This is a genomic window from Streptomyces sp. NBC_01465 (assembly GCF_036227325.1).
Classification (GTDB): Bacteria; Actinomycetota; Actinomycetes; order Streptomycetales; family Streptomycetaceae; genus Streptomyces.
Genome location: NZ_CP109467.1, coordinates 3,120,143 through 3,136,234, shown reverse-complemented (window position 1 = coordinate 3,136,234; position 16,092 = coordinate 3,120,143). Strand labels below are relative to the sequence as shown.

Below are 16,092 nucleotides of genomic sequence, written 5' to 3'. Positions count from 1 at the left end.
GTTGAGCCGCTACTCGTCACGGGGCTCGGTGCGCCAGGAGCGCGCCAGCCCGGCGACGCTCTCCGCCTGGGCGGCGGACAGGCTGCGGGCCGCCCAGAGCAGGGCTGCGGCGTCCACAGCCTTCGGGGTAGGGGGCGGGGGTGGCTCCGGCATCAAGACACCGGACAGCACGGCCAGTTCGGCGGCGTCGAACCCCAGCAGGGCGGCGAAGTCCGTCACCAGGCGGGGCGTGAGCTCCTGGCGGTCCGCGCCGATCCCGCCGTAGGTCGAGGTCGACAGGTACGTGGGTGTCACGATCCCCATGGCGTGCGCCAGGCCGGACCTGCGCAGATTGCGGTACCAGGCCATGCGGATGATCCGAGCCCCCGGACTGTCGGAGAAGGGTTGGTACTGGTCCGGGGCGAAGGGTGCAGGGCGGTCCTCCTGCGGTAGCGACCGGACGAATCGGAGGAGTTCGTGCCGCCCTGCCGTCGGGAGGCGGACCCCGTCCATCACGATGTCCGAGGCCCACTGGTTGGCTCCGGCATCCAACGGCGCAAGGTCGTCTGGGACATCCAACCCCGCGAGAATGAAGAGATCGGCGGTGTGGAACCCGAGGGCGGGCGCGAGCCGCCGCAGGATCTCCTCGCCGGGGTGTGCGCCCGCGAGCACGGCCCGGAGGCCGTCCGCGGCCACCCCCGCACGCTCGGCCAACTCCCCTGCACCGAGGGCCCTGTGGGCCAGCAGCCGCGCAAGTACCGTGCCGAATTCAGAAGGTTCGGTCATACGCGGAGACTAGCCAACTGCCGTTCTTCGGACGCCTTTTGGCCCGCCCCTTGCCTGTCGGAGTTGCGTTCCTGATGTTCTTCATGCGACCGGCAACGTACGGGTCCGGAAGTCTGCCGGGTTCGGGCACTGAGGTGGAGAGTGATCCTTGGGAAGATCGCCGGAGCGGGGGGCTGCTGGGTTTCTTGAGGCTGTCCGCGTGCACGCATGACAGCCGACTTCCCGACCCGAGGCAGGTTCCCCATGAGATTGACCCGCGCGGCGCTGGCCGTGTCCGCAGGAGCGCTGGCGCCGGCCCTGCTGCTCGCCACACCGTCCTTCGCGGCCGGTACGGCATCGGCGGCCACGTCCGTCGCCGCGACCGCGACCGTGGCCTCGGACGACGACCCGGGATCGCCGTACGACTCGATGTCGGACGAGGACCTCAGTGTGGCGATCGCCCGGGTCCTGGCAGACCCGAAGACAGGCAGGGGAGTGACCGAGGCGGCGTCCGCGGCGCTGGATGCCGGCACGCGTGAGGCTGCCCTCTACTTCCTGAAGACGGGCCGCGCGATAGCCCAGTTCGAGGACGACCAGGTCGAGATCGCCCGGATCATCGGGGATCCCAAGACGGGCAGGGCGGTGTTCGAGAAGGCGCAGGAGGCGCTGGATGCCGGTACGCCCGAGGCGGTTCGGTACTTCTTCGACACGGCTCTGCCCGCAGCCCAGTTCGAGGACGACAAGGTTGCGATCGCCCGGATCATCGGGGATCCGAAGACGGGCAGGGCGGTGTTCGAGAAGGCGCAGGAGGCGCTGGACGCCGGTACGCCCGAGGCGGTCCGGTACTTCTTCGACACGGCCTTGCCGATCGCCCAGGCCGAGGACGACCGCGTTGCGGTCGGCAAGATCCTGGCCAGGCCCGGCATCAGCGACGCCCTGCGCGCCGCAGCCAGCAAGGCCCTGGACGGCACCGCAGCCGATGTGCGCTACTTCCTCGAGGTCGGCCAGTACGAGGTCGACGCCTAGGCTCTACGCCTGGAGCGGCCAGTCCAGCAGCCGCGCCCCTATCACCGCGGTCTGCAGCGTGTAGCGGTGCACCGGGTCCGAGGGATCGGCCCCGGTGAGCTGCCCGATGCGCTCCAGGCGGTACGTGAACGCCCGTACGCTCAGGGCCAGTCGGCGGGCAGCCTCCGCGGCGACGCACCCCGTGTTGAAGTACGCGGCGAGCGTGTCGAGGAAGGGCTGCGCCCCGCCACGCGCCTCCTGCAGCGGCCCGAGCGTTTTTTCCACGAGGTCGGCGAGCGCGTCGCGGTCACGGGCGAGCACGGGGTAGACCAGCAGGTCGGCCGCCCGGAGCACCGGGCCCGGCAGGTCCAGGCGTTCGGCGAGGTGGAGGGCGTTGAGCGCTTCCTCGTAGCTGTGGGCGATGCCGCCCGCGCCGGGGTGGGGCCGCCCGACGGCGACCTTCGTACCGTCGGCGACGGCGTCTGCGTCGCACGCGTGCTGGGCGAAGTACGCAAGAACGTCGTCCTGATCCCCGGGCGCGATGCAGACCAGCCGGCCGTCCTTGGCGGTGAGCAGAATGCCGCGCGCGTCGAAACGGCCGAGGACGGCGAGTTCGACACTGCGGGCGACCGGGGAGTGCTCGTCGAGCGCGCCGGCGCCCTGGACGACCGCGACCGCGTGGTCGTGCGACAGGCGCAGCCCGAACCGCTCGGCCCGCTCGGCGAGGTGCCCCACGTCGCTGCCCCGGTGCAGGAGATCCGCGATGAACTGCCGCCGCGCGGCCTCGTCCTGGCGTACGGCGACGTACTGCGCCTGCTCGAACCCTTCGGCCAGCGCGTCGACGGCGTGCTCCATAGCGGCCAGCACCCGGTCGGCGGACCCCGAGGAGGCGGGCCAGGTGGTCCGGGCGGCGGCGAGACACCCACCGACCAGGGTGCGGAGCGAGTACCCCGCCCCGGCGGCCTCCGCGCCGAGCGTGCGCAGGGCGGTGAGTTCGGCCCGGGTGGGCCGGCGTCCGGTGGCGGAGACTTCGGCCAGCATGGGGGCGAACCCCTCCAGATATCGCGCGGGTATCCCGCGTCCCGTGGCCGTCACGCCGGGATCATGCCACACGGCAGAACCGGCCCCGCCGCCCCGGGCGTCCTCGCCTTCACCGGGCGCATCAACAGCCTCTATTCTCAACGGCGTTGCATTGATGACCATGCAGGACCAGCACGGGGGAGCCATACCGGCATGAGCAGTACGAACGGGGACGGGCGCGGCGAGCAGGAGGATTACGTCGACGGGGGGATAAAGCCCCTCACCGCCTTCGACCCGGCGCGCATCGGCCCGTATCTGCTCCTCGGCCGGCTCGGAGCCGGCGGCATGGGGCGCGTGTATCTCGCCCGGTCCGACAGCGGCCGCACCGTCGCCGTGAAGGTGGTCCACGAAGAGCACGTGTCCGACGAGCGGTTCCGGGCGCGGTTCCGCCGGGAGATCGAGGCGGCGGGGCGGGTCGCCGACCGCTACACCGCGCCCGTGCTCGACTCCGGGCCCGGCGAGGAGCGTCCGTGGGTGGCGACGGGCTATGTGCCCGGGCTCTCGCTGGAGCAAGTCGTACGGCGGCACGGGCCGTTGCCCGTCGACTCGCTGCACACCCTCGCCGACGGCCTGCTGCACGCGCTGAAGGACATCCACGACGCGGGGATCGTGCACCGCGACCTGAAGCCGTCGAACGTCATGCTGACCGTGGACGGCACGAAGGTCATCGACTTCGGGATCGCGCGGGCCCTGGAGACTTCGGTCCAGTCGCTGCTGACCAGCACGGGGATGGTCGTCGGGTCGCCCGGCTTCATGTCGCCGGAGCAGGTGCGCGGGAAGAGCGCCGGGATCGAGAGCGACGTCTTCACGGTCGGGTGTGTGCTCGCGTACGCGGCGACGGGGCGGATGCCGTTCGGGCACGGGGCGAGCAATCAGCACTCCGTGATGTACCAGATCGTGCACGAGGAGCCGGATCTGGAGGGGGTCGGTGACGCCGCGCTCCGATCGCTCATCACGCGGTGTCTGACGAAGGAGCCTGAGCAACGCCCCACTGTGGCCGAGCTGTTGGCGGATCCCGAGCGGGTCGTGCCGGCACCGAACGGCCGGGCGTGGCTGCCCGCCGACGTGGTCACGCACATCGCGCAACAGTCCGCCCGACTGCTCGACGCCGAGGTGCAGCCGCTGCGGGAAGCGGCCGCGGACCGGGCAACGGTCGGCCTGCGTACGGAAGGTGCCGAGCCGCCCGTGGTGGTCGGGGCGGTGGCCGCAGGGTCCGTGACGGAGGAACAGCATGGCAAGCGCCCGCGCCGACGCCGGACGATCGTCGCGCTGCCGTTCGTCCTCGTGCTGACCGTCGGCGGAGGGACGATGGCCGTGCTCCAGCCCTGGAGCGACGGCGGTGGGGGAGTGCAGGCCCAGACGCCACCGGGCAGCATGGGCCAGAGCCCCGACGTGAGCAACTCCCCGAGCAGGCTGGTCAGTTCACCGTCCAAGACGGCGAAGGCCAAGCCCAAGCCGAAGGAGAAGGCGGACGGAGGGAGTTCGAAGGCCCCCACGGGGAGCTCGGGCACCACCACGACCGGCGGCGGTACGGTCGGCGGGTCGTCCTCCACCGGCTCCTCGGGCTCGTCCAGCTCCGGCGGCTCGACCTCCGGCTCCACGGGTACGACCAGCGGCGGCTCCTCCAGTTCGGGCGGCAGCACGTCCACAGGCTCCGCGCCGCCCGCCTTGAAGAGCTACGGGTTTCAATACGTGCACGGCTGCATGGGTTCGTGCGACATGCCGATCCAGGCGACCTGGACGTCGGTGGCCCGCGCGACCCGCTACGACATCCACTACACCAACAAAGGGAGCCAATTCACCAAGAAGAGCGTCAACACCACCTACTCCAGCAGTGGCAACAGCTACACGATCAACGGCCCGTTCTCCGGCGACCAGATCTGCATCTCGCTGCGTGCGGTCAACAAGTACGGCGCCTCCGCCTGGACGCCGCCCTTCTGCGACGAGGTTGCCTACTAGGCAGGTGCCGACCACGTACGGTCCTGGCAGCGGACCCTGCAGCAAGATCGGAGCCCATGATGAAGGCAGCCAGTTTCCACCGGTTCGGCGGCCCTGAGGTCCTCGAAATCGTGGACCTCCCCGACCCGCACCCGGGCCCCGGCCAGATCCGGATTGCGGTGCGAGCGGCCGGGGTGAACCCGAGCGACTGGAAGAAGCGCCAGGGCGAGATGGACCAGGAGCTGCCGCAGACGATGGGGTACGAGGCGGCGGGCGTCGTCGACGAGCTCGGCGAGGGCGTCACGGACGTGTCCGTCGGCGACCGCGTCTTCGGCTTCAACACGGAGGGGACGGCCCAGGCCGAGCTCACGGTGCTCTCCTTCTACGCCCCGATCCCGCCGTCGCTCGACTTCCCCGACGCCGCCGCGCTCCCGGCCGCCATCGAGACGGCGACGCGCGCGCTCGACCAACTGGGCGTCAAGGCGGGCAGCGCGCTGCTGGTGAACGGAGCCTCGGGAAGCATTGGCAGCGCGGCGGTCCAGCTCGCGGCGGCGCGTGGAGCCCGCGTGATCGGCACGGCGAGCCCCGCGAACCACGAGTACCTCCGCACCCTGGGCGCGGAGCCCGTCGCGTACGGCGAGGGCATGGCCGACCGGGTCCGCGCGACGGCCCCCGAAGGCATCGACCTGGCACTGGACGTGGCCGGCAGCGGCGTACTGCCCGAACTCATCGGCCTGACGGGCGGCCCCGAGCACGTGGTGACGCTGGCCGACTTCGCGGGGGCGCAGGAACACGGGGTGCTGTTCAGCCGGGGCGACTCAGGCCGTGCGGTCCATGTGCTGGGCGAAATCGGCGAGTTGATCGAGTCGGCGGGCTTCTCGCTCCCGGTCGCCCAGACGTTCCCGCTGGCCGCGGTCGCGGAGGCGCACCGCGCGGGCGAGAGCGGCCGGGTGCGCGGCAAGCTGGTGCTGACGGTCGACTGACCCTACGGAGCCGGTAGGGCGAGATACCTGGCCGCCGACTCCGCCAGTGCGCGCACCGCCGTATGCCAGGGGCGCTCCCGCGGACCCGACAGCACGAGGCGGCGCGAGGTCTGCGGCTCCAAGGGCAGCAGGACCAGATCGGGTGGGACCAGCGAGCGGGAGACCTCCGACAGGACGGTGACGCCGATCCCGGCCTGGACCATGCTGATCAGGGTCGCCAAGTCCCGTACGCGGTGCGTGGGTTCGAAGCGGATCCCGGCCAGGGTGTGGATCGTACGGACGCGGGATTCGCAGCCGTTGGGCGAGATCAGGAACGGGTCGTCCTCCAGGTCGCGGATGTCGACGCGGTCCTCGCCGGCGAGCGGGTGGTCGCGGGGGAGGAGGGCCCGGTAGCCGTCGTCGGCGAGCTGGATTCCGGGACCGGGCGGCGGATCGATCAGTACGGCTGCGTCGGCGGTCCCGTCCTCGAGCCAGCCCGCAACCTCGGAGGAGTCACCCTCGAAGACCCTTACGGTGACGCGGGGTTGGTCCTCGCGCCAGTGCTTGAGCAGTCGCGGCACCAGCCCCTGGCAGACCGTCGGGGTGGATGCGAGTCGCACGGTCCCGGTCATGGACTCCGCCGCCTCGGCCGCGATGTGTTCCACGGAACGGGCCGCCGAGAGCGCGACGCGGGCATGCGGCAGGACCTGCTGTCCGAGCACGGTGGTGCGTACGGGCGTGGCGCGTATGAGGAGGGGGGCGGCCAACTCCCGCTCCAGGGACGCGACGGCGTGCGACACGGCGGACTGGGTCATGCCGAGCTCGACGGCGGCCGCGCTGAAGCCGCCCGCGTCGACGACCGCGAGGAAGGCGCGCAGCTGGGGCAGGTTCAGGGGCATGAGGTGGCCTCATATCGCTATGACATGTATGCGTTGGATCCATGGTGCCAGGTCGGGCGAGGCTGGGTCCGGGCCGCGGACCGCGGCCGGACATACACCTCATACGTACCGAGGAGAGCCATGCCCTACCTGCGCGTCACCGTGACCGACCCGGACCTGCCCGCCGAGACGCAGCGGACCCTGGCGGAGGGCCTGACCGAACTGGCGGTGTCGGCCCTGGGCAAGGCGCGGGCGCGGACGATCGTCCAGATCTGCCTTGTCCAGGGCGGGAGTTACTACGTCGACGGCAAGCCCCTGACCGGGGCGCTCGACGCGCACGTCGAGGTCAGCATCACGCTGGGCTCGAACAGCGCGGCGGAGAAGGCGGCGTTCATCGCGCAGGCGGGCGAGCTCCTGACGGACGTGCTGGGTCCGCTGGCGAGGGGCGGGGTGGCGCTGCACGAACTGCACCCGGAGAGCTACGGCTACCACGGGGTGACGCAGTTCGACTTCTACCGCGGGGCGGAGGTCACTGCGCCCTGAGCCTGGCGCCGAACAGGACAACGCTGATCCCGATCACCGCGAGGACGGCCTCGGTCACGGCGACGCCGATCAGGTTCGTGCGGTCGACCACGGCCCAGTCGCGGCCGGCGTAGATGGGGATGTTGGTGATCAGCTCTTCGTCGGCTTCGAAGTTCAGGCCGTCGATCTCGCCTTGCCCCAGCTCCGTACCGGGAAGCTGCCACGTGCCTCGGCACGGCCCGTCCGACTCGCAGTGGACGTAGCCCAGCGTCTTGGTCGGATGCCCTTCGAGATACCGCTGGCCGTTGACCTTGGCGAACCACAGCGGCACGGCCAGCGCGCAGAGGAGCACGACCACGATGACGCGCTCGCGGGGACGCAGTCCGCGGAGCGGTGAGCCGAGATTCAGAGCCGCACCGAGACGTTGCCCACGGTCGCCAGTATCGTCAGCTCGCCTCCGATGGCCTGCAGGTATGCAGCCATGGTGGAAGTGTCCAGCCGTACGCCGCCGCGCTCGATCTGGCTGATGCGCCCCTGGGTCACCCCCATCGCTGCCGCTACCTGAACCTGCGTCATCCCTTGAGCCTTGCGCAGTGCCGCGAGTTCATGGCCGCGCTCGGCGTCGACCATCTCCTGCTTGATCGCGTCGATACGGGCACGCTTCTCCGGTGTGATGTCGCCGGTGAGGTCTGACATGCTTCCGAGCTTCATCCTTGGTTCTCCTCCTCCAGCGCTTCCAGGTACGCGGTGTACTTGGCGTCGGCTTCCCTGATCGCCTTGGGGTACCACGCAGTCCACTGTCGCCCACTCGCCTTGTTCCCGGCGACGAGGAAGACGGCGCGGCGTACGGGATCGAAGACGAACAACATGCGGATGCTGACCGTGCTCCCGCTGCGCGGACGTAATTCCCGCATATTGCGGAACCGGCTGTCCTCGATGGCGCCCACCGTGGGGCGCCGCAGTGCGGGACCTGATTCCTGTAGGCGTTCGAGCGCGGCGATGACGTGATCGTGACTGTCAGGGTCCTCCTTGGCCAGGGTCTGGATCCATTCAAGGACATCGGAGAAGAACCTCAGCTCGTACGGTCCGTCCATCGCCCCATATTAGTACTAGCTAATGTCGAACGGCAAGGGCGGAAGCGTCGCGATCGAAGCCCTGGTCTACTCGGAGGCGGCGAACGCGCCGTCTGTGAGGACGGGGACGACTGTGCAGGCGTCCAGCTCCGTCGCGATGGCGACGTCGTCGGCGTGGCCCCACTCGATGAGTTCGCGTCCCGAGGCGCAGTCCGCGACGGTGGCGGCGATGTTGTCGACCCCGCCATAGGCGGCGGCCGCCATGGCTGCCTCCGGCGAGAGCTGGTCCCGACCGTATCGGCGCAGGGCAGCGATCACGGCTCCGGCGCCGAGCAGGTCTTCAAGTGCCGGACGGAGACTGCCGTCCGGCCAGCGCTCGCCCGAGGCGATCACCGCGACGGGCTGCTCGGCCCTTCCGTAGTCCCGATCGGCCAGCCACTTGCCAACCGTGGACGCGTTCCGCAGCGATGCGGCGACCACCATCGATTCGCCGGCCGCTGCGGCGATGGTGGATCCGTTGGGGGAGGGGAGCACCAGCCGAGGGGTGAAGGGGGCGCGTCGCAGTGCCGCCGGTGACAACGACCACGGCGAAGCCTCGGTGGCCTTGCTCCGGCCCACGGCCAGGTCGGCGCCCACCTTGTCGGCGAACACCGCTGCGGTCTCATCACGCCAGCGATAGGGGAACACCCGGCTCCCCGACTCGACCGCGACAGTCACCGACGTGGTGAACGACAGCACGTCGACGACGACCAGACATGCGGCGTCCTTCGCGAGCAGGGCGGCGCCGGCCGGACCCCAGTCGAACCGCACCCCGTGGCCCGCCTGTATGAACCAATCTCCCATGACCGGAGATCATGCCAGCGCCGAGCGAGCAGCCTCCGAACTTTCCAAAATTTTCTCTGCAAAAATACTTTTGGAAAGTGCGAGAGGCGATCTACTCTCCCGTCATGGCCGACGACGAGCAGAATCGCGTACTCGATCCCGAGCAGGACGCCGCAGCCCTGAAAGCCCTCACCCACCCGCTGCGGATCCGGCTCCTGGGGATGCTGCGACAGGACGGCCCGGCCACCGCGAGTGAACTCGCCGTCAGGACAGGGGAGTCGTCCGCCTCCACCAGCTATCACCTGCGGGTGCTGGCGAAGTACGCGTTCGTCGCCGAGGCCGAGCACCGTGACGGCCGGGAGCGCCGCTGGCGGGCCGTGCACGCCGTGACCTCCTGGAGCAACCAAGCCATGGCGGCCACCGCCGGCAGCCGCGCCTACGCCAGCTTGTTGCGCAGGGCTCAGATCCAGCATCTGGAGGACTCTGTCGTACGGCATGAGGCCGACATCGCCGAGGGGCGGCTGGGCGAGGAGTGGGTGCAGCCGTCCGGGATCACCGACCTGGTGCCGCGTCTGACCCCCGAGTCGCTCACCGAGCTCTGGGAGGTGATCGACCGGAAACTGGAGGAGCTGACCACGCGCGACGCAGAAGATCCGCGCGCCGCACAGGTCGTACTGCTCACCGCCGGGCTGCCCCTGGCGCCACACAACCCCACCGCTGAAGCGGACCCGTCGTGACCGAGCCGCTGGACATACGCACCGTACGACGCCGCTACGTCACGGTCAGCGTTCTGTTCTGGCTGCCAGTGGGACTGAGCGTCGCACCCCTGATCCTGCTGTTCACCGAGCGCGGCATGGCGATGGCGGCCATCTCGGGTTTCTTCGCCGCACACTCCCTCACCGCCGCCGCACTGGAACTCCCCACCGGAGGACTCTCCGACGTCCTGGGGCGCCGCACAGTTCTGGCCGCCGCGGGGGTGCTGAACCTCACCGCCCTGACCCTCGTAGGCCTGGGTACCGACCCTGGATGCTCGGACTCGGCATGGCCCTGATGGGCGCGGGCCGCGCCCTGTCCAGCGGCCCGGCCGAAGCCTGGTACGTCGACGCTGTCCAGGCACACTCAGGCCCCGACGCAGAACTGCGCACGGGACTGGCGCGCGGTTCCTCCGCGACCTCTGCCGCGCTCGCCATCGGCAACCTGCTCGGCGGTGCCCTTCCCTGGCTGCTCGGGCTCGGCCCGGACCTCGGCGCCCGACTCAGCGAGGCAACCAACGATCTGGTGCTGCCCCTTTCCGTTCCCATGTTGCTGGGCGCGGCAGTTGAGGTCGCCTTCGTCTTGTACGTACTGACCGCTCTGCGCGAGCCGCCCCGGCCGCGAGCCACCCTCTCCGACGTACTCCGGGGTGTCCCGGCCACCGTCATGGACGGGCTGCGCCTGGGGGGCCGCGACGCGCTGATCCGGCAGGTGCTCCTCAGCGCGGCGGCTGCCGGCAGTGCCCTGGCCGCGATCGAACTGCTCACGCCGGGCCGTGCCGCGACCCTCACGGGCGCACCGGAGTCGGGGGCGGTGCTCTTCGCGGCACTCGCCTGCGCCGGTTTCGTCTGCGCGGGTGTCGGCAGCCACTTCGCACCGTTGACCGCCCGGTTTGCCGGCAGCGGCGAGCGAGCGGTCATGGCGAGTCTCGCCGTGAGCGCGAGTGGCCTGCTCCTGCTCGGCGCGACCGCAGCGTTCGAAGGCGTCGGCTCGGCGGTCCTCGCGGCTGTTGGCTACGGCCTGGTCTACCTCGGGTTCGGTGCGTCGGGGCCGAACGAGAACGACCTCTTGCACCGTCGCGTCGCAAGTTCGGGCCGGGCCACCGCGCTGTCCGTCCAGTCCCTCGCACTACAACTGGTAGCAGCGCTCACTGGTTTGATCATTGGCGTGCTTCCCATCGGGCCGCTGCCCTGGCTGCTGGGAGGCGCGGTGATGCTGGCAGGCGCTCTCTTGTGGATCCGGCGAAGCGGGACCACGGTGCCGCCCTCACCCGGCGCCGTCGACTCCGGCCTCCTCGGACCAGCGGATCGGGTGACCGGATGAGGCGGTGGTGAGCCAGGTTCTGTCTCCAAGGGGCCGGATGTCGTAGGGATGTTCAGAGCGCGCGTCGAACTCGGCGCCGACCTGTCCCGTACGCGCATCGACCCGGTAGTGACGGAACCATTCCTGCTCGTCCTCGGTTTCGCCGACGAGGGTGACGACGACCGTGTCCGGGCCGAGGTATCCGCCGCTCCATTCCACGCAAATCTCCTCCGGGTCGTGTCCGAAGGCGTCGACGGTGAGGGCGAACGTCACTTCCCCGTCGGGGTAGGTGTGGATGGCCATGTCGGACTGCTCGTGGTGGACGGTCATGAAGTGGTGGCCGTCGGGTGCCAGAGCGATGAGGCAACGGTCGTCCCAGGGATAGCAGTTGAGATCCATCCGGCCCTCGGCCAGCGACGCACGGTAGATGACCGAGCCGTCCTGCCCTTCGCCCACATTGAGGAGGACCTGATCGCTCGCCGGGTGTCGCAGCTGCTGTCCGCCGTGCCCGACGGTCTGCAGATCCGCCTGCGCGACGACTGCTCCGGTCGCAGCGTCCAAGGCGACCCACTGGTCGGGTCGGTTGCGTTCGGCCATGGCGTCGGGCCGATAGACCCACACCACACGTTCGTCCCACGACAACGCACAGCTGGGCCAGTGTCCGTATTGCTGGGCCGACTGCGGCTCGAACGGCGAGCGCCAGACCTCGGTCCCGACCACCGTTACGCAGACTGCCGCGTTGAGGGTCGTGTAGTACGCGCGCTGAAGGCCGACGGAAACGCCGTGGTCAACGACATCGTCCTCGGGAGACGGCTCGAAGACCACGGCGGGCGTGAGCACGCCCCGGGCTTCGGCAGCCAGGTCGTAGGCGCAGATACGGCCGTCGACGAGGCGCGTGATGAGCTGCGGGGAGCGTGGGGATTGGGCCATGCGTGGGAGGTTAGCGCCCGAGTGGATCTTCGTTGTCGAGGGCATCGGCCCGTCTCACCAGGTCTGCTGCGATGTCGTCCCAATCCGGGCCGTGCAGCCACAGGTTCTCGGCGGCCTCGCGCATCAGAGTCGGATCGTCCGGGCGCTGCAGGAGCACGAGCCGGTAGGACAGGTTCCGGACCCAGACCGGCAGCTGGCCGTCGACCCTGTGCGGGCTGAGCTCACGCAGCATGGCGAGGATCGCGTCCGCGTCGGCGAAGGTGAGTTCCTCGGTGAAGTAGTGCTCCTGATGCTCCTGGTCGCACTCCGGGGTGGGCCGGTACTCGTCGCCGTAGATACACCGGGCGTGCTCGGTCAGGGTGTTGTGCATGTCGCCAGGAAGGCGAACCAGGGGGCGCTGGTGAAGGTGAGTTGGGGGCCCGTGGTGTTCTTGGAGTCGCGGACGTGGATGGTGCGGGGGGTGGTCGCGACCTCGACGCAATCGTTGCCGTCACCGCTGCTGCTGTAGCTGCTTTTGACCCAGGCGACCTCGACGCAGTCGTTGCCGTTGCTGCTGCTGCTGTAGCTGCTCTTGACCCACTCCAGCTCTGAAGTGTCCTCGGCAGAGCGCTCGTTGATCATGTCTCTCCCAACACCTGCTCGATGAATTCCAGCGACTCCCGTGGCGTGAGCGCCTGGGCCCGGATCATCCCATAGCGCAGTTCAAGGATCCGGAGCTGCTTCGGGTCCGAGACCGGACGGCTGCTGAACATCCCGTCGGAACGCCCTACCGCAGTCCCGTCCGGGAACTTCAGCACCTCGATCAGGCCGGCTGTCCCCGGATGGTCTGCGCGGCTGGTCGGCATGACCTGGATCGCCACGTTCCTCAACTGGCCCACCTCTAGTAGGTGTTCGAGTTGCCGCCGCAGAACCATTGTGCCTCCGACCGGACGGCGGAGGGTCACCTCCTCCTGCACGAAGCTGAACATGGGGGCGGGTGTCCGTGTGAAGACGGACTGTCGACCCAGTCGTGCGGTCACCATGCGGTCCATCTCGTCAGCAGAGTAGGCGGGCAGCCAGGTTTCGAAGAGCGCTCGCATGTAGCCCTCCTCCTGCAGGAGGCCGTTGATGTTGTGGTTGTGATACGCCGCGAACTCGACTGCTCGGGCCTCCAGCTTCGCCAGTTCCCGCACCCGTTTCGGGTATCGGACCTGTGCGACGTCCTCCTTCATTGCGGAGATCCTGCCGCCCGCGCGCAGGAGTGCATCCGCCCCGTCCAGGTACTCGGGCCTGGGGATCCGTCGCCCGCCCTCCACCTTGAAGACGAGGTCCTCCCCGTACCCGAGCGCCGCCCCGAACTCCGCCGCCCGCATCCCCGCCGCCTCGCGCCAGAGCTTGAGTTGGCGGCCCACCGCCGCGACCACCGCCGCCCCCGACTCGTCGTCGGGGTCGACCTCCCAGCCGGGTTCGTCGTTGTTGCTCATGCGCACCCACCTCCAACCGGCTCCGTACCCGTTGCGTCACCCGGGACAGCCGGGACAGCGCTGGACAAGCTCGGGACAGTCACCGTACGTAGAGATGAAGTTGCTGTCCGGCGTACGGGCGCCCCGGCAGCCTGAGTGACATGAGTCACGAAGTCGTCGAAATGCCCGCGCCCGTACGCCAGTTCAGCATTCAGCTGTCGTCCACCCGTCGCGGCGCGCGGCTTGGCAGATTGCTGGCTGTCCAGCAACTCTCAGAGTGGGGGCTGCCGTTCGCCGCCGCCGCCCAGGTCGTCGCCGAGCTCGCGGCCAACGCCATCACGCACGGCCGCGTCCCCGGTCGCGACTTCCGGCTGAGCCTCGCGCTCTCCGGTGTGGGCACGCTCCGTATCGAGGTTTACGACACCCGGGGCGACCGGATCCCCCTCGCCCACGACCCGGCGCCGGGCGACGCCGAGTGGGGGCGGGGGCTCGTCATCGTCGGGGTGTACGCGGACCGGTGGGGCGTTGAGCCCGGGCCCGTGCCGGGGAAGACCGTGTGGGCGGAGATCGATCCGGCACCGGGTCGTTGAGTGCCACGTTCCGGGCGGGCCCGACGCCAAAGACAAAGAACCTGGGAAAGAACCAACCCCACCCAACCCCGCCGTCCCGTCACCCACACGAGTGAATTGGTCCAAATGGGCTGGCGATCAAGGAAGTTGGTGGGGAAAGGTCAGCCGCGATCAGCAGCAACATCCCCCTGTACGCATGAGACGACCCCCGCCGGGACTGCAATCCCGAACGAGGGTCTGATCACCGAGGAAGAAGCACCTTCCTGATGACTGAGCAGCAGCTTAACGCGCCCTCGCGCGCCCGGTCCGGCCCTTCCCGATCCGGGATCGGACACGTCGACCGACCCCAGACCGAGCAGTTCACGGTGGTCGGAAACCATCTCGCCCAGCACCCGGACCTGTCGCTCACCGCGATCGGTCTCGCCACCCACATCCAGTCGCTGCCCGAGGGCGCACCGGTCGGGATCAAGGTCCTGGCCGCGAAGTTCCCCGAAGGGGAGATCCGGATCGCCTCCGCGCTACGGGAGCTGGAGGCGTACGGGTATCTGGCCCGGGTCAGAGAGCGGACGCCCTCCGGGCGGATCGTGACCCGCACGACCTCGTACAACGTGCCGCAGACCGCTGCCGCCCCGGAGCCGGAGCAGGCCCCGCCGAGTCCCGAACGGCACGTATCCGCCCAGGAGTTGCTGGCCTCCTTGCGCGCCCTCGACCCCCGCCTGCTGCTCTCCGTACGCGACACGCAACGCCTCGCCCCGGCCGTCACCGCCTGGCTGGAGCGGGGGATCGCCCCCGATGCTGTACGACGCACGCTGACCGCCGACCTGCCCGCTGAACCTCTGCGCCACCCGGCGGGGTTCCTCGCCCACCGCCTGGCCGAACTCCTGCCGCCCCCGATCCCCGCCGCACCGGAGCGACTGCGCCCCGACCCGTTCCAGACCTGTGACGGCTGCGAACGCGCCTACCGAGCCCCACTGCCGGGACGGTGCCGTGACTGCGGCCCGCTCATCGCGGTGGCGTAGGCGACAAGAGAGGAGATGAGTTTGAGATCCATCCCCGTCCGTCGCGGACACCTGCGTGAGGCCGCGGGCAAGATTGCGCAGGCCACTGGCGCGCGGGTCGAGATCATCGGGGGCAAACTCGTGGTGTCTCCGGGCCCGAGTGGGAAGCACACCGGGCTTGTCATCGACCTTCGCGATGCGATGCGCCCCGGCCTGGCAGCCGAGCACGAAGCCTTCGAGAACGTCTCTGTCCCGATGGTGGATGACCCCGATGACTACTCGACGCCGGACTTGACCATCGGCCCGCGATCCTTCAAAGAAGCGGACGGTTGGCTGCTGGACGCGGACGCGGTGGAGCTTGCGGTCGAGGTCATCTCGCCGAACGAGCGGCTGAAGGGCATCAACGAGAAGACGGAGTGGTACGCGGCGGCGGGGGTTGCCCGGTTGCTGCAGGTCGACCCGCGCACGGGGACCTGGTCGCTGTTCACGCGCCCAGCGCCTGACGGGTACCGGGGTGTGGTCCACGGCAAGTACGGGGAGACCGTTCCCCTTGAGAGCGAGCTGGGCGGGGACTTGGAGACGGGGGCGCTTCCCGTCTACGGTGCCCGGCCAGGCGCCTAGCGAGGGGAGCAGGTCATGGCGGAGCCGCTCAAGACCATGGTCGACGGGGTGGAGGTCGAAGTGCCCAACACCATCCCTGGCATCCGGGCAGCCCTGCCCGAGGAGCGCCGCGAGGAGTTCGTTCGGGCAATCAACTCGGCCGGCGTGCATGAGATCCACGCTGTGATGCGGCACTGGATGTTCGAGGTTGTGCCCGATCCTGCGGCCGATGCGTTCCTGGATCGGCTGGCCCACGAGGAACTGGAGAAGGTCGCCGTGGTGCGCGGAATTCTGCGCGAACGGTTGGGCGGCACGCTCACCGACGCGGACTTCGACAGCGGTCCTGACGTGTTGTCCAACGTGCAGAGGCTTGCTGCGGAGAAGATGCGCGGACCCGGGGGAGATCAACCCATTAGGCCGTAACACGAGCGCCTCCAGCGTCCTCAGCCCGGGAATTCCTGCCAAAGGGAGCAC

Annotated in this window: 19 protein-coding genes and 2 pseudogenes; 10 read left to right on the top strand and 11 right to left on the bottom strand. The window is 69.6% G+C overall.

Translation table 11 applies throughout. The features are described 5' to 3' along the window. Positions 1-9: 9 nt before the first annotated feature. Positions 10-765 (bottom strand): hypothetical protein, encoded by a 756-nt coding sequence (locus OG707_RS14605; protein ID WP_329118218.1) that lies wholly within the window; start codon positions 763-765, stop codon positions 10-12. A gap of 243 nt (positions 766-1,008) precedes the next feature. Between OG707_RS14605 and OG707_RS14600 the strand changes: the two genes are divergently transcribed. Next, positions 1,009-1,770 carry an ALF repeat-containing protein gene (locus OG707_RS14600; RefSeq protein ID WP_329118216.1) on the top strand — a complete coding sequence of 254 codons (762 nt, stop codon included), beginning with the start codon at positions 1,009-1,011 and terminating at the stop codon, positions 1,768-1,770. A 3-nt stretch (positions 1,771-1,773) separates the two neighbouring features. On the opposite strand, the gene OG707_RS14595 is transcribed toward OG707_RS14600, so the two are convergent. Further along, the gene (locus OG707_RS14595; protein ID WP_329127800.1) at positions 1,774-2,790 is read right to left on the bottom strand and encodes a PucR family transcriptional regulator; all 1,017 of its coding nucleotides are present in this window, start codon (positions 2,788-2,790) and stop codon (positions 1,774-1,776) included. 192 nt (positions 2,791-2,982) lie between these two features. On the opposite strand from OG707_RS14595, the gene OG707_RS14590 reads away from it, so the two are divergent. Together OG707_RS14590 and OG707_RS14585 are read left to right on the top strand one after the other, a co-directional pair. After that, complete coding sequence (locus OG707_RS14590; protein WP_329118214.1) at positions 2,983-4,788, top strand: serine/threonine protein kinase; 1,806 nt, start codon at positions 2,983-2,985, stop codon at positions 4,786-4,788. Positions 4,789-4,847: 59 nt separating this feature from the next. After that, positions 4,848-5,750 carry an NADP-dependent oxidoreductase gene (locus OG707_RS14585; RefSeq protein ID WP_329127798.1) on the top strand — a complete coding sequence of 301 codons (903 nt, stop codon included), beginning with the start codon at positions 4,848-4,850 and terminating at the stop codon, positions 5,748-5,750. A 2-nt stretch (positions 5,751-5,752) separates the two neighbouring features. On the opposite strand, the gene OG707_RS14580 is transcribed toward OG707_RS14585, so the two are convergent. After that, positions 5,753-6,628, bottom strand: a complete 876-nt coding sequence (locus OG707_RS14580; protein ID WP_329118212.1) for a LysR family transcriptional regulator — start codon at positions 6,626-6,628, stop codon at positions 5,753-5,755. A 120-nt stretch (positions 6,629-6,748) separates the two neighbouring features. Here OG707_RS14580 and OG707_RS14575 point away from each other — a divergent pair, with 120 nt between their 5' ends. After that, a complete protein-coding gene (locus OG707_RS14575) occupies positions 6,749-7,150 on the top strand; it encodes a tautomerase family protein (RefSeq protein ID WP_329118210.1) in 402 nt (133 codons plus the stop codon). On the opposite strand, the gene OG707_RS14570 is transcribed toward OG707_RS14575, so the two are convergent. From OG707_RS14570 to OG707_RS14555, 4 genes are all read right to left on the bottom strand, one after another. Then, positions 7,137-7,487 carry a hypothetical protein gene (locus tag OG707_RS14570; RefSeq protein WP_329118208.1) on the bottom strand — a complete coding sequence of 117 codons (351 nt, stop codon included), beginning with the start codon at positions 7,485-7,487 and terminating at the stop codon, positions 7,137-7,139. The two genes, OG707_RS14575 and OG707_RS14570, sit on opposite strands and share 14 nt — an antisense overlap. A 47-nt stretch (positions 7,488-7,534) precedes the next feature. Continuing rightward, positions 7,535-7,840 carry a helix-turn-helix domain-containing protein gene (locus tag OG707_RS14565; RefSeq protein WP_329118206.1) on the bottom strand — a complete coding sequence of 102 codons (306 nt, stop codon included), beginning with the start codon at positions 7,838-7,840 and terminating at the stop codon, positions 7,535-7,537. After that, positions 7,837-8,223, bottom strand: a complete 387-nt coding sequence (locus OG707_RS14560) for a type II toxin-antitoxin system RelE/ParE family toxin (RefSeq protein WP_329118204.1) — start codon at positions 8,221-8,223, stop codon at positions 7,837-7,839. Before OG707_RS14560 ends, OG707_RS14565 begins: the two co-directional genes overlap by 4 nt. A gap of 66 nt (positions 8,224-8,289) precedes the next feature. After that, entirely contained in the window at positions 8,290-9,045 is a 756-nt protein-coding gene (locus OG707_RS14555; protein WP_329118202.1) for a 2-phosphosulfolactate phosphatase, read from the bottom strand. A gap of 104 nt (positions 9,046-9,149) precedes the next feature. Between OG707_RS14555 and OG707_RS14550 the strand changes: the two genes are divergently transcribed. Next, positions 9,150-9,761: an ArsR/SmtB family transcription factor gene (locus tag OG707_RS14550; RefSeq protein ID WP_329118200.1), complete on the top strand. Its 612-nt coding sequence runs from the start codon at positions 9,150-9,152 to the stop codon at positions 9,759-9,761. Beyond that, positions 9,758-11,100: pseudogene (locus tag OG707_RS14545) on the top strand (MFS transporter). Before OG707_RS14550 ends, OG707_RS14545 begins: the two are co-directional and overlap by 4 nt. Here the strand turns inward: OG707_RS14545 and OG707_RS14540 are convergent. Genes OG707_RS14540 through OG707_RS14525 form a run of 4 tightly spaced genes read right to left on the bottom strand, consistent with a single transcriptional unit; the run spans position 11,044 to position 13,472 of the window. After that, positions 11,044-12,009, bottom strand: coding sequence for a hypothetical protein (locus tag OG707_RS14540; RefSeq protein ID WP_329118197.1), 966 nt, complete (start codon positions 12,007-12,009; stop codon positions 11,044-11,046). The pseudogene OG707_RS14545 and the gene OG707_RS14540 sit on opposite strands and share 57 nt — an antisense overlap. A gap of 10 nt (positions 12,010-12,019) precedes the next feature. Continuing rightward, entirely contained in the window at positions 12,020-12,379 is a 360-nt protein-coding gene (locus OG707_RS14535) for a hypothetical protein (protein WP_329118195.1), read from the bottom strand. Further along, entirely contained in the window at positions 12,364-12,630 is a 267-nt protein-coding gene (locus OG707_RS14530) for a DUF397 domain-containing protein (RefSeq protein WP_329118194.1), read from the bottom strand. Before OG707_RS14530 ends, OG707_RS14535 begins: the two co-directional genes overlap by 16 nt. Continuing rightward, positions 12,627-13,472, bottom strand: coding sequence for a helix-turn-helix domain-containing protein (locus OG707_RS14525; protein ID WP_329118192.1), 846 nt, complete (start codon positions 13,470-13,472; stop codon positions 12,627-12,629). Before OG707_RS14525 ends, OG707_RS14530 begins: the two co-directional genes overlap by 4 nt. A 140-nt stretch (positions 13,473-13,612) precedes the next feature. On the opposite strand from OG707_RS14525, the gene OG707_RS14520 reads away from it, so the two are divergent. The 4 genes and pseudogenes from OG707_RS14520 to OG707_RS14505 form a co-directional block, all read left to right on the top strand. Next, entirely contained in the window at positions 13,613-14,041 is a 429-nt protein-coding gene (locus tag OG707_RS14520) for an ATP-binding protein (RefSeq protein WP_329118190.1), read from the top strand. Between the two features lie 245 nt (positions 14,042-14,286). Continuing rightward, positions 14,287-15,039, top strand: coding sequence for a helix-turn-helix domain-containing protein (locus OG707_RS14515; protein ID WP_329118188.1), 753 nt, complete (start codon positions 14,287-14,289; stop codon positions 15,037-15,039). Between the two features lie 21 nt (positions 15,040-15,060). Then, the gene (locus OG707_RS14510; protein ID WP_329118186.1) at positions 15,061-15,639 is read left to right on the top strand and encodes a Uma2 family endonuclease; all 579 of its coding nucleotides are present in this window, start codon (positions 15,061-15,063) and stop codon (positions 15,637-15,639) included. Between the two features lie 15 nt (positions 15,640-15,654). Further along, positions 15,655-15,897, top strand: a pseudogene (locus OG707_RS14505) (hypothetical protein); the annotation flags it as partial. Positions 15,898-16,092: the final 195 nt, after the last annotated feature.

Coding starts and splice junctions, on each gene's coding strand:
- OG707_RS14560 (WP_329118204.1), bottom strand. CDS start 8,223: ATGGACGGACCGTACGAGCTGAGGTTCTTCTCCGATGTCCTTGAATGG.
- OG707_RS14550 (WP_329118200.1), top strand. CDS start 9,150: ATGGCCGACGACGAGCAGAATCGCGTACTCGATCCCGAGCAGGACGCC.
- OG707_RS14565 (WP_329118206.1), bottom strand. CDS start 7,840: ATGAAGCTCGGAAGCATGTCAGACCTCACCGGCGACATCACACCGGAG.
- OG707_RS14520 (WP_329118190.1), top strand. CDS start 13,613: ATGAGTCACGAAGTCGTCGAAATGCCCGCGCCCGTACGCCAGTTCAGC.
- OG707_RS14605 (WP_329118218.1), bottom strand. CDS start 765: ATGACCGAACCTTCTGAATTCGGCACGGTACTTGCGCGGCTGCTGGCC.
- OG707_RS14525 (WP_329118192.1), bottom strand. CDS start 13,472: ATGAGCAACAACGACGAACCCGGCTGGGAGGTCGACCCCGACGACGAG.
- OG707_RS14580 (WP_329118212.1), bottom strand. CDS start 6,628: ATGCCCCTGAACCTGCCCCAGCTGCGCGCCTTCCTCGCGGTCGTCGAC.
- OG707_RS14590 (WP_329118214.1), top strand. CDS start 2,983: ATGAGCAGTACGAACGGGGACGGGCGCGGCGAGCAGGAGGATTACGTC.
- OG707_RS14600 (WP_329118216.1), top strand. CDS start 1,009: ATGAGATTGACCCGCGCGGCGCTGGCCGTGTCCGCAGGAGCGCTGGCG.
- OG707_RS14535 (WP_329118195.1), bottom strand. CDS start 12,379: ATGCACAACACCCTGACCGAGCACGCCCGGTGTATCTACGGCGACGAG.
- OG707_RS14540 (WP_329118197.1), bottom strand. CDS start 12,009: ATGGCCCAATCCCCACGCTCCCCGCAGCTCATCACGCGCCTCGTCGAC.
- OG707_RS14595 (WP_329127800.1), bottom strand. CDS start 2,790: ATGCTGGCCGAAGTCTCCGCCACCGGACGCCGGCCCACCCGGGCCGAA.
- OG707_RS14515 (WP_329118188.1), top strand. CDS start 14,287: ATGACTGAGCAGCAGCTTAACGCGCCCTCGCGCGCCCGGTCCGGCCCT.
- OG707_RS14575 (WP_329118210.1), top strand. CDS start 6,749: ATGCCCTACCTGCGCGTCACCGTGACCGACCCGGACCTGCCCGCCGAG.
- OG707_RS14530 (WP_329118194.1), bottom strand. CDS start 12,630: ATGATCAACGAGCGCTCTGCCGAGGACACTTCAGAGCTGGAGTGGGTC.
- OG707_RS14555 (WP_329118202.1), bottom strand. CDS start 9,045: ATGGGAGATTGGTTCATACAGGCGGGCCACGGGGTGCGGTTCGACTGG.
- OG707_RS14585 (WP_329127798.1), top strand. CDS start 4,848: ATGAAGGCAGCCAGTTTCCACCGGTTCGGCGGCCCTGAGGTCCTCGAA.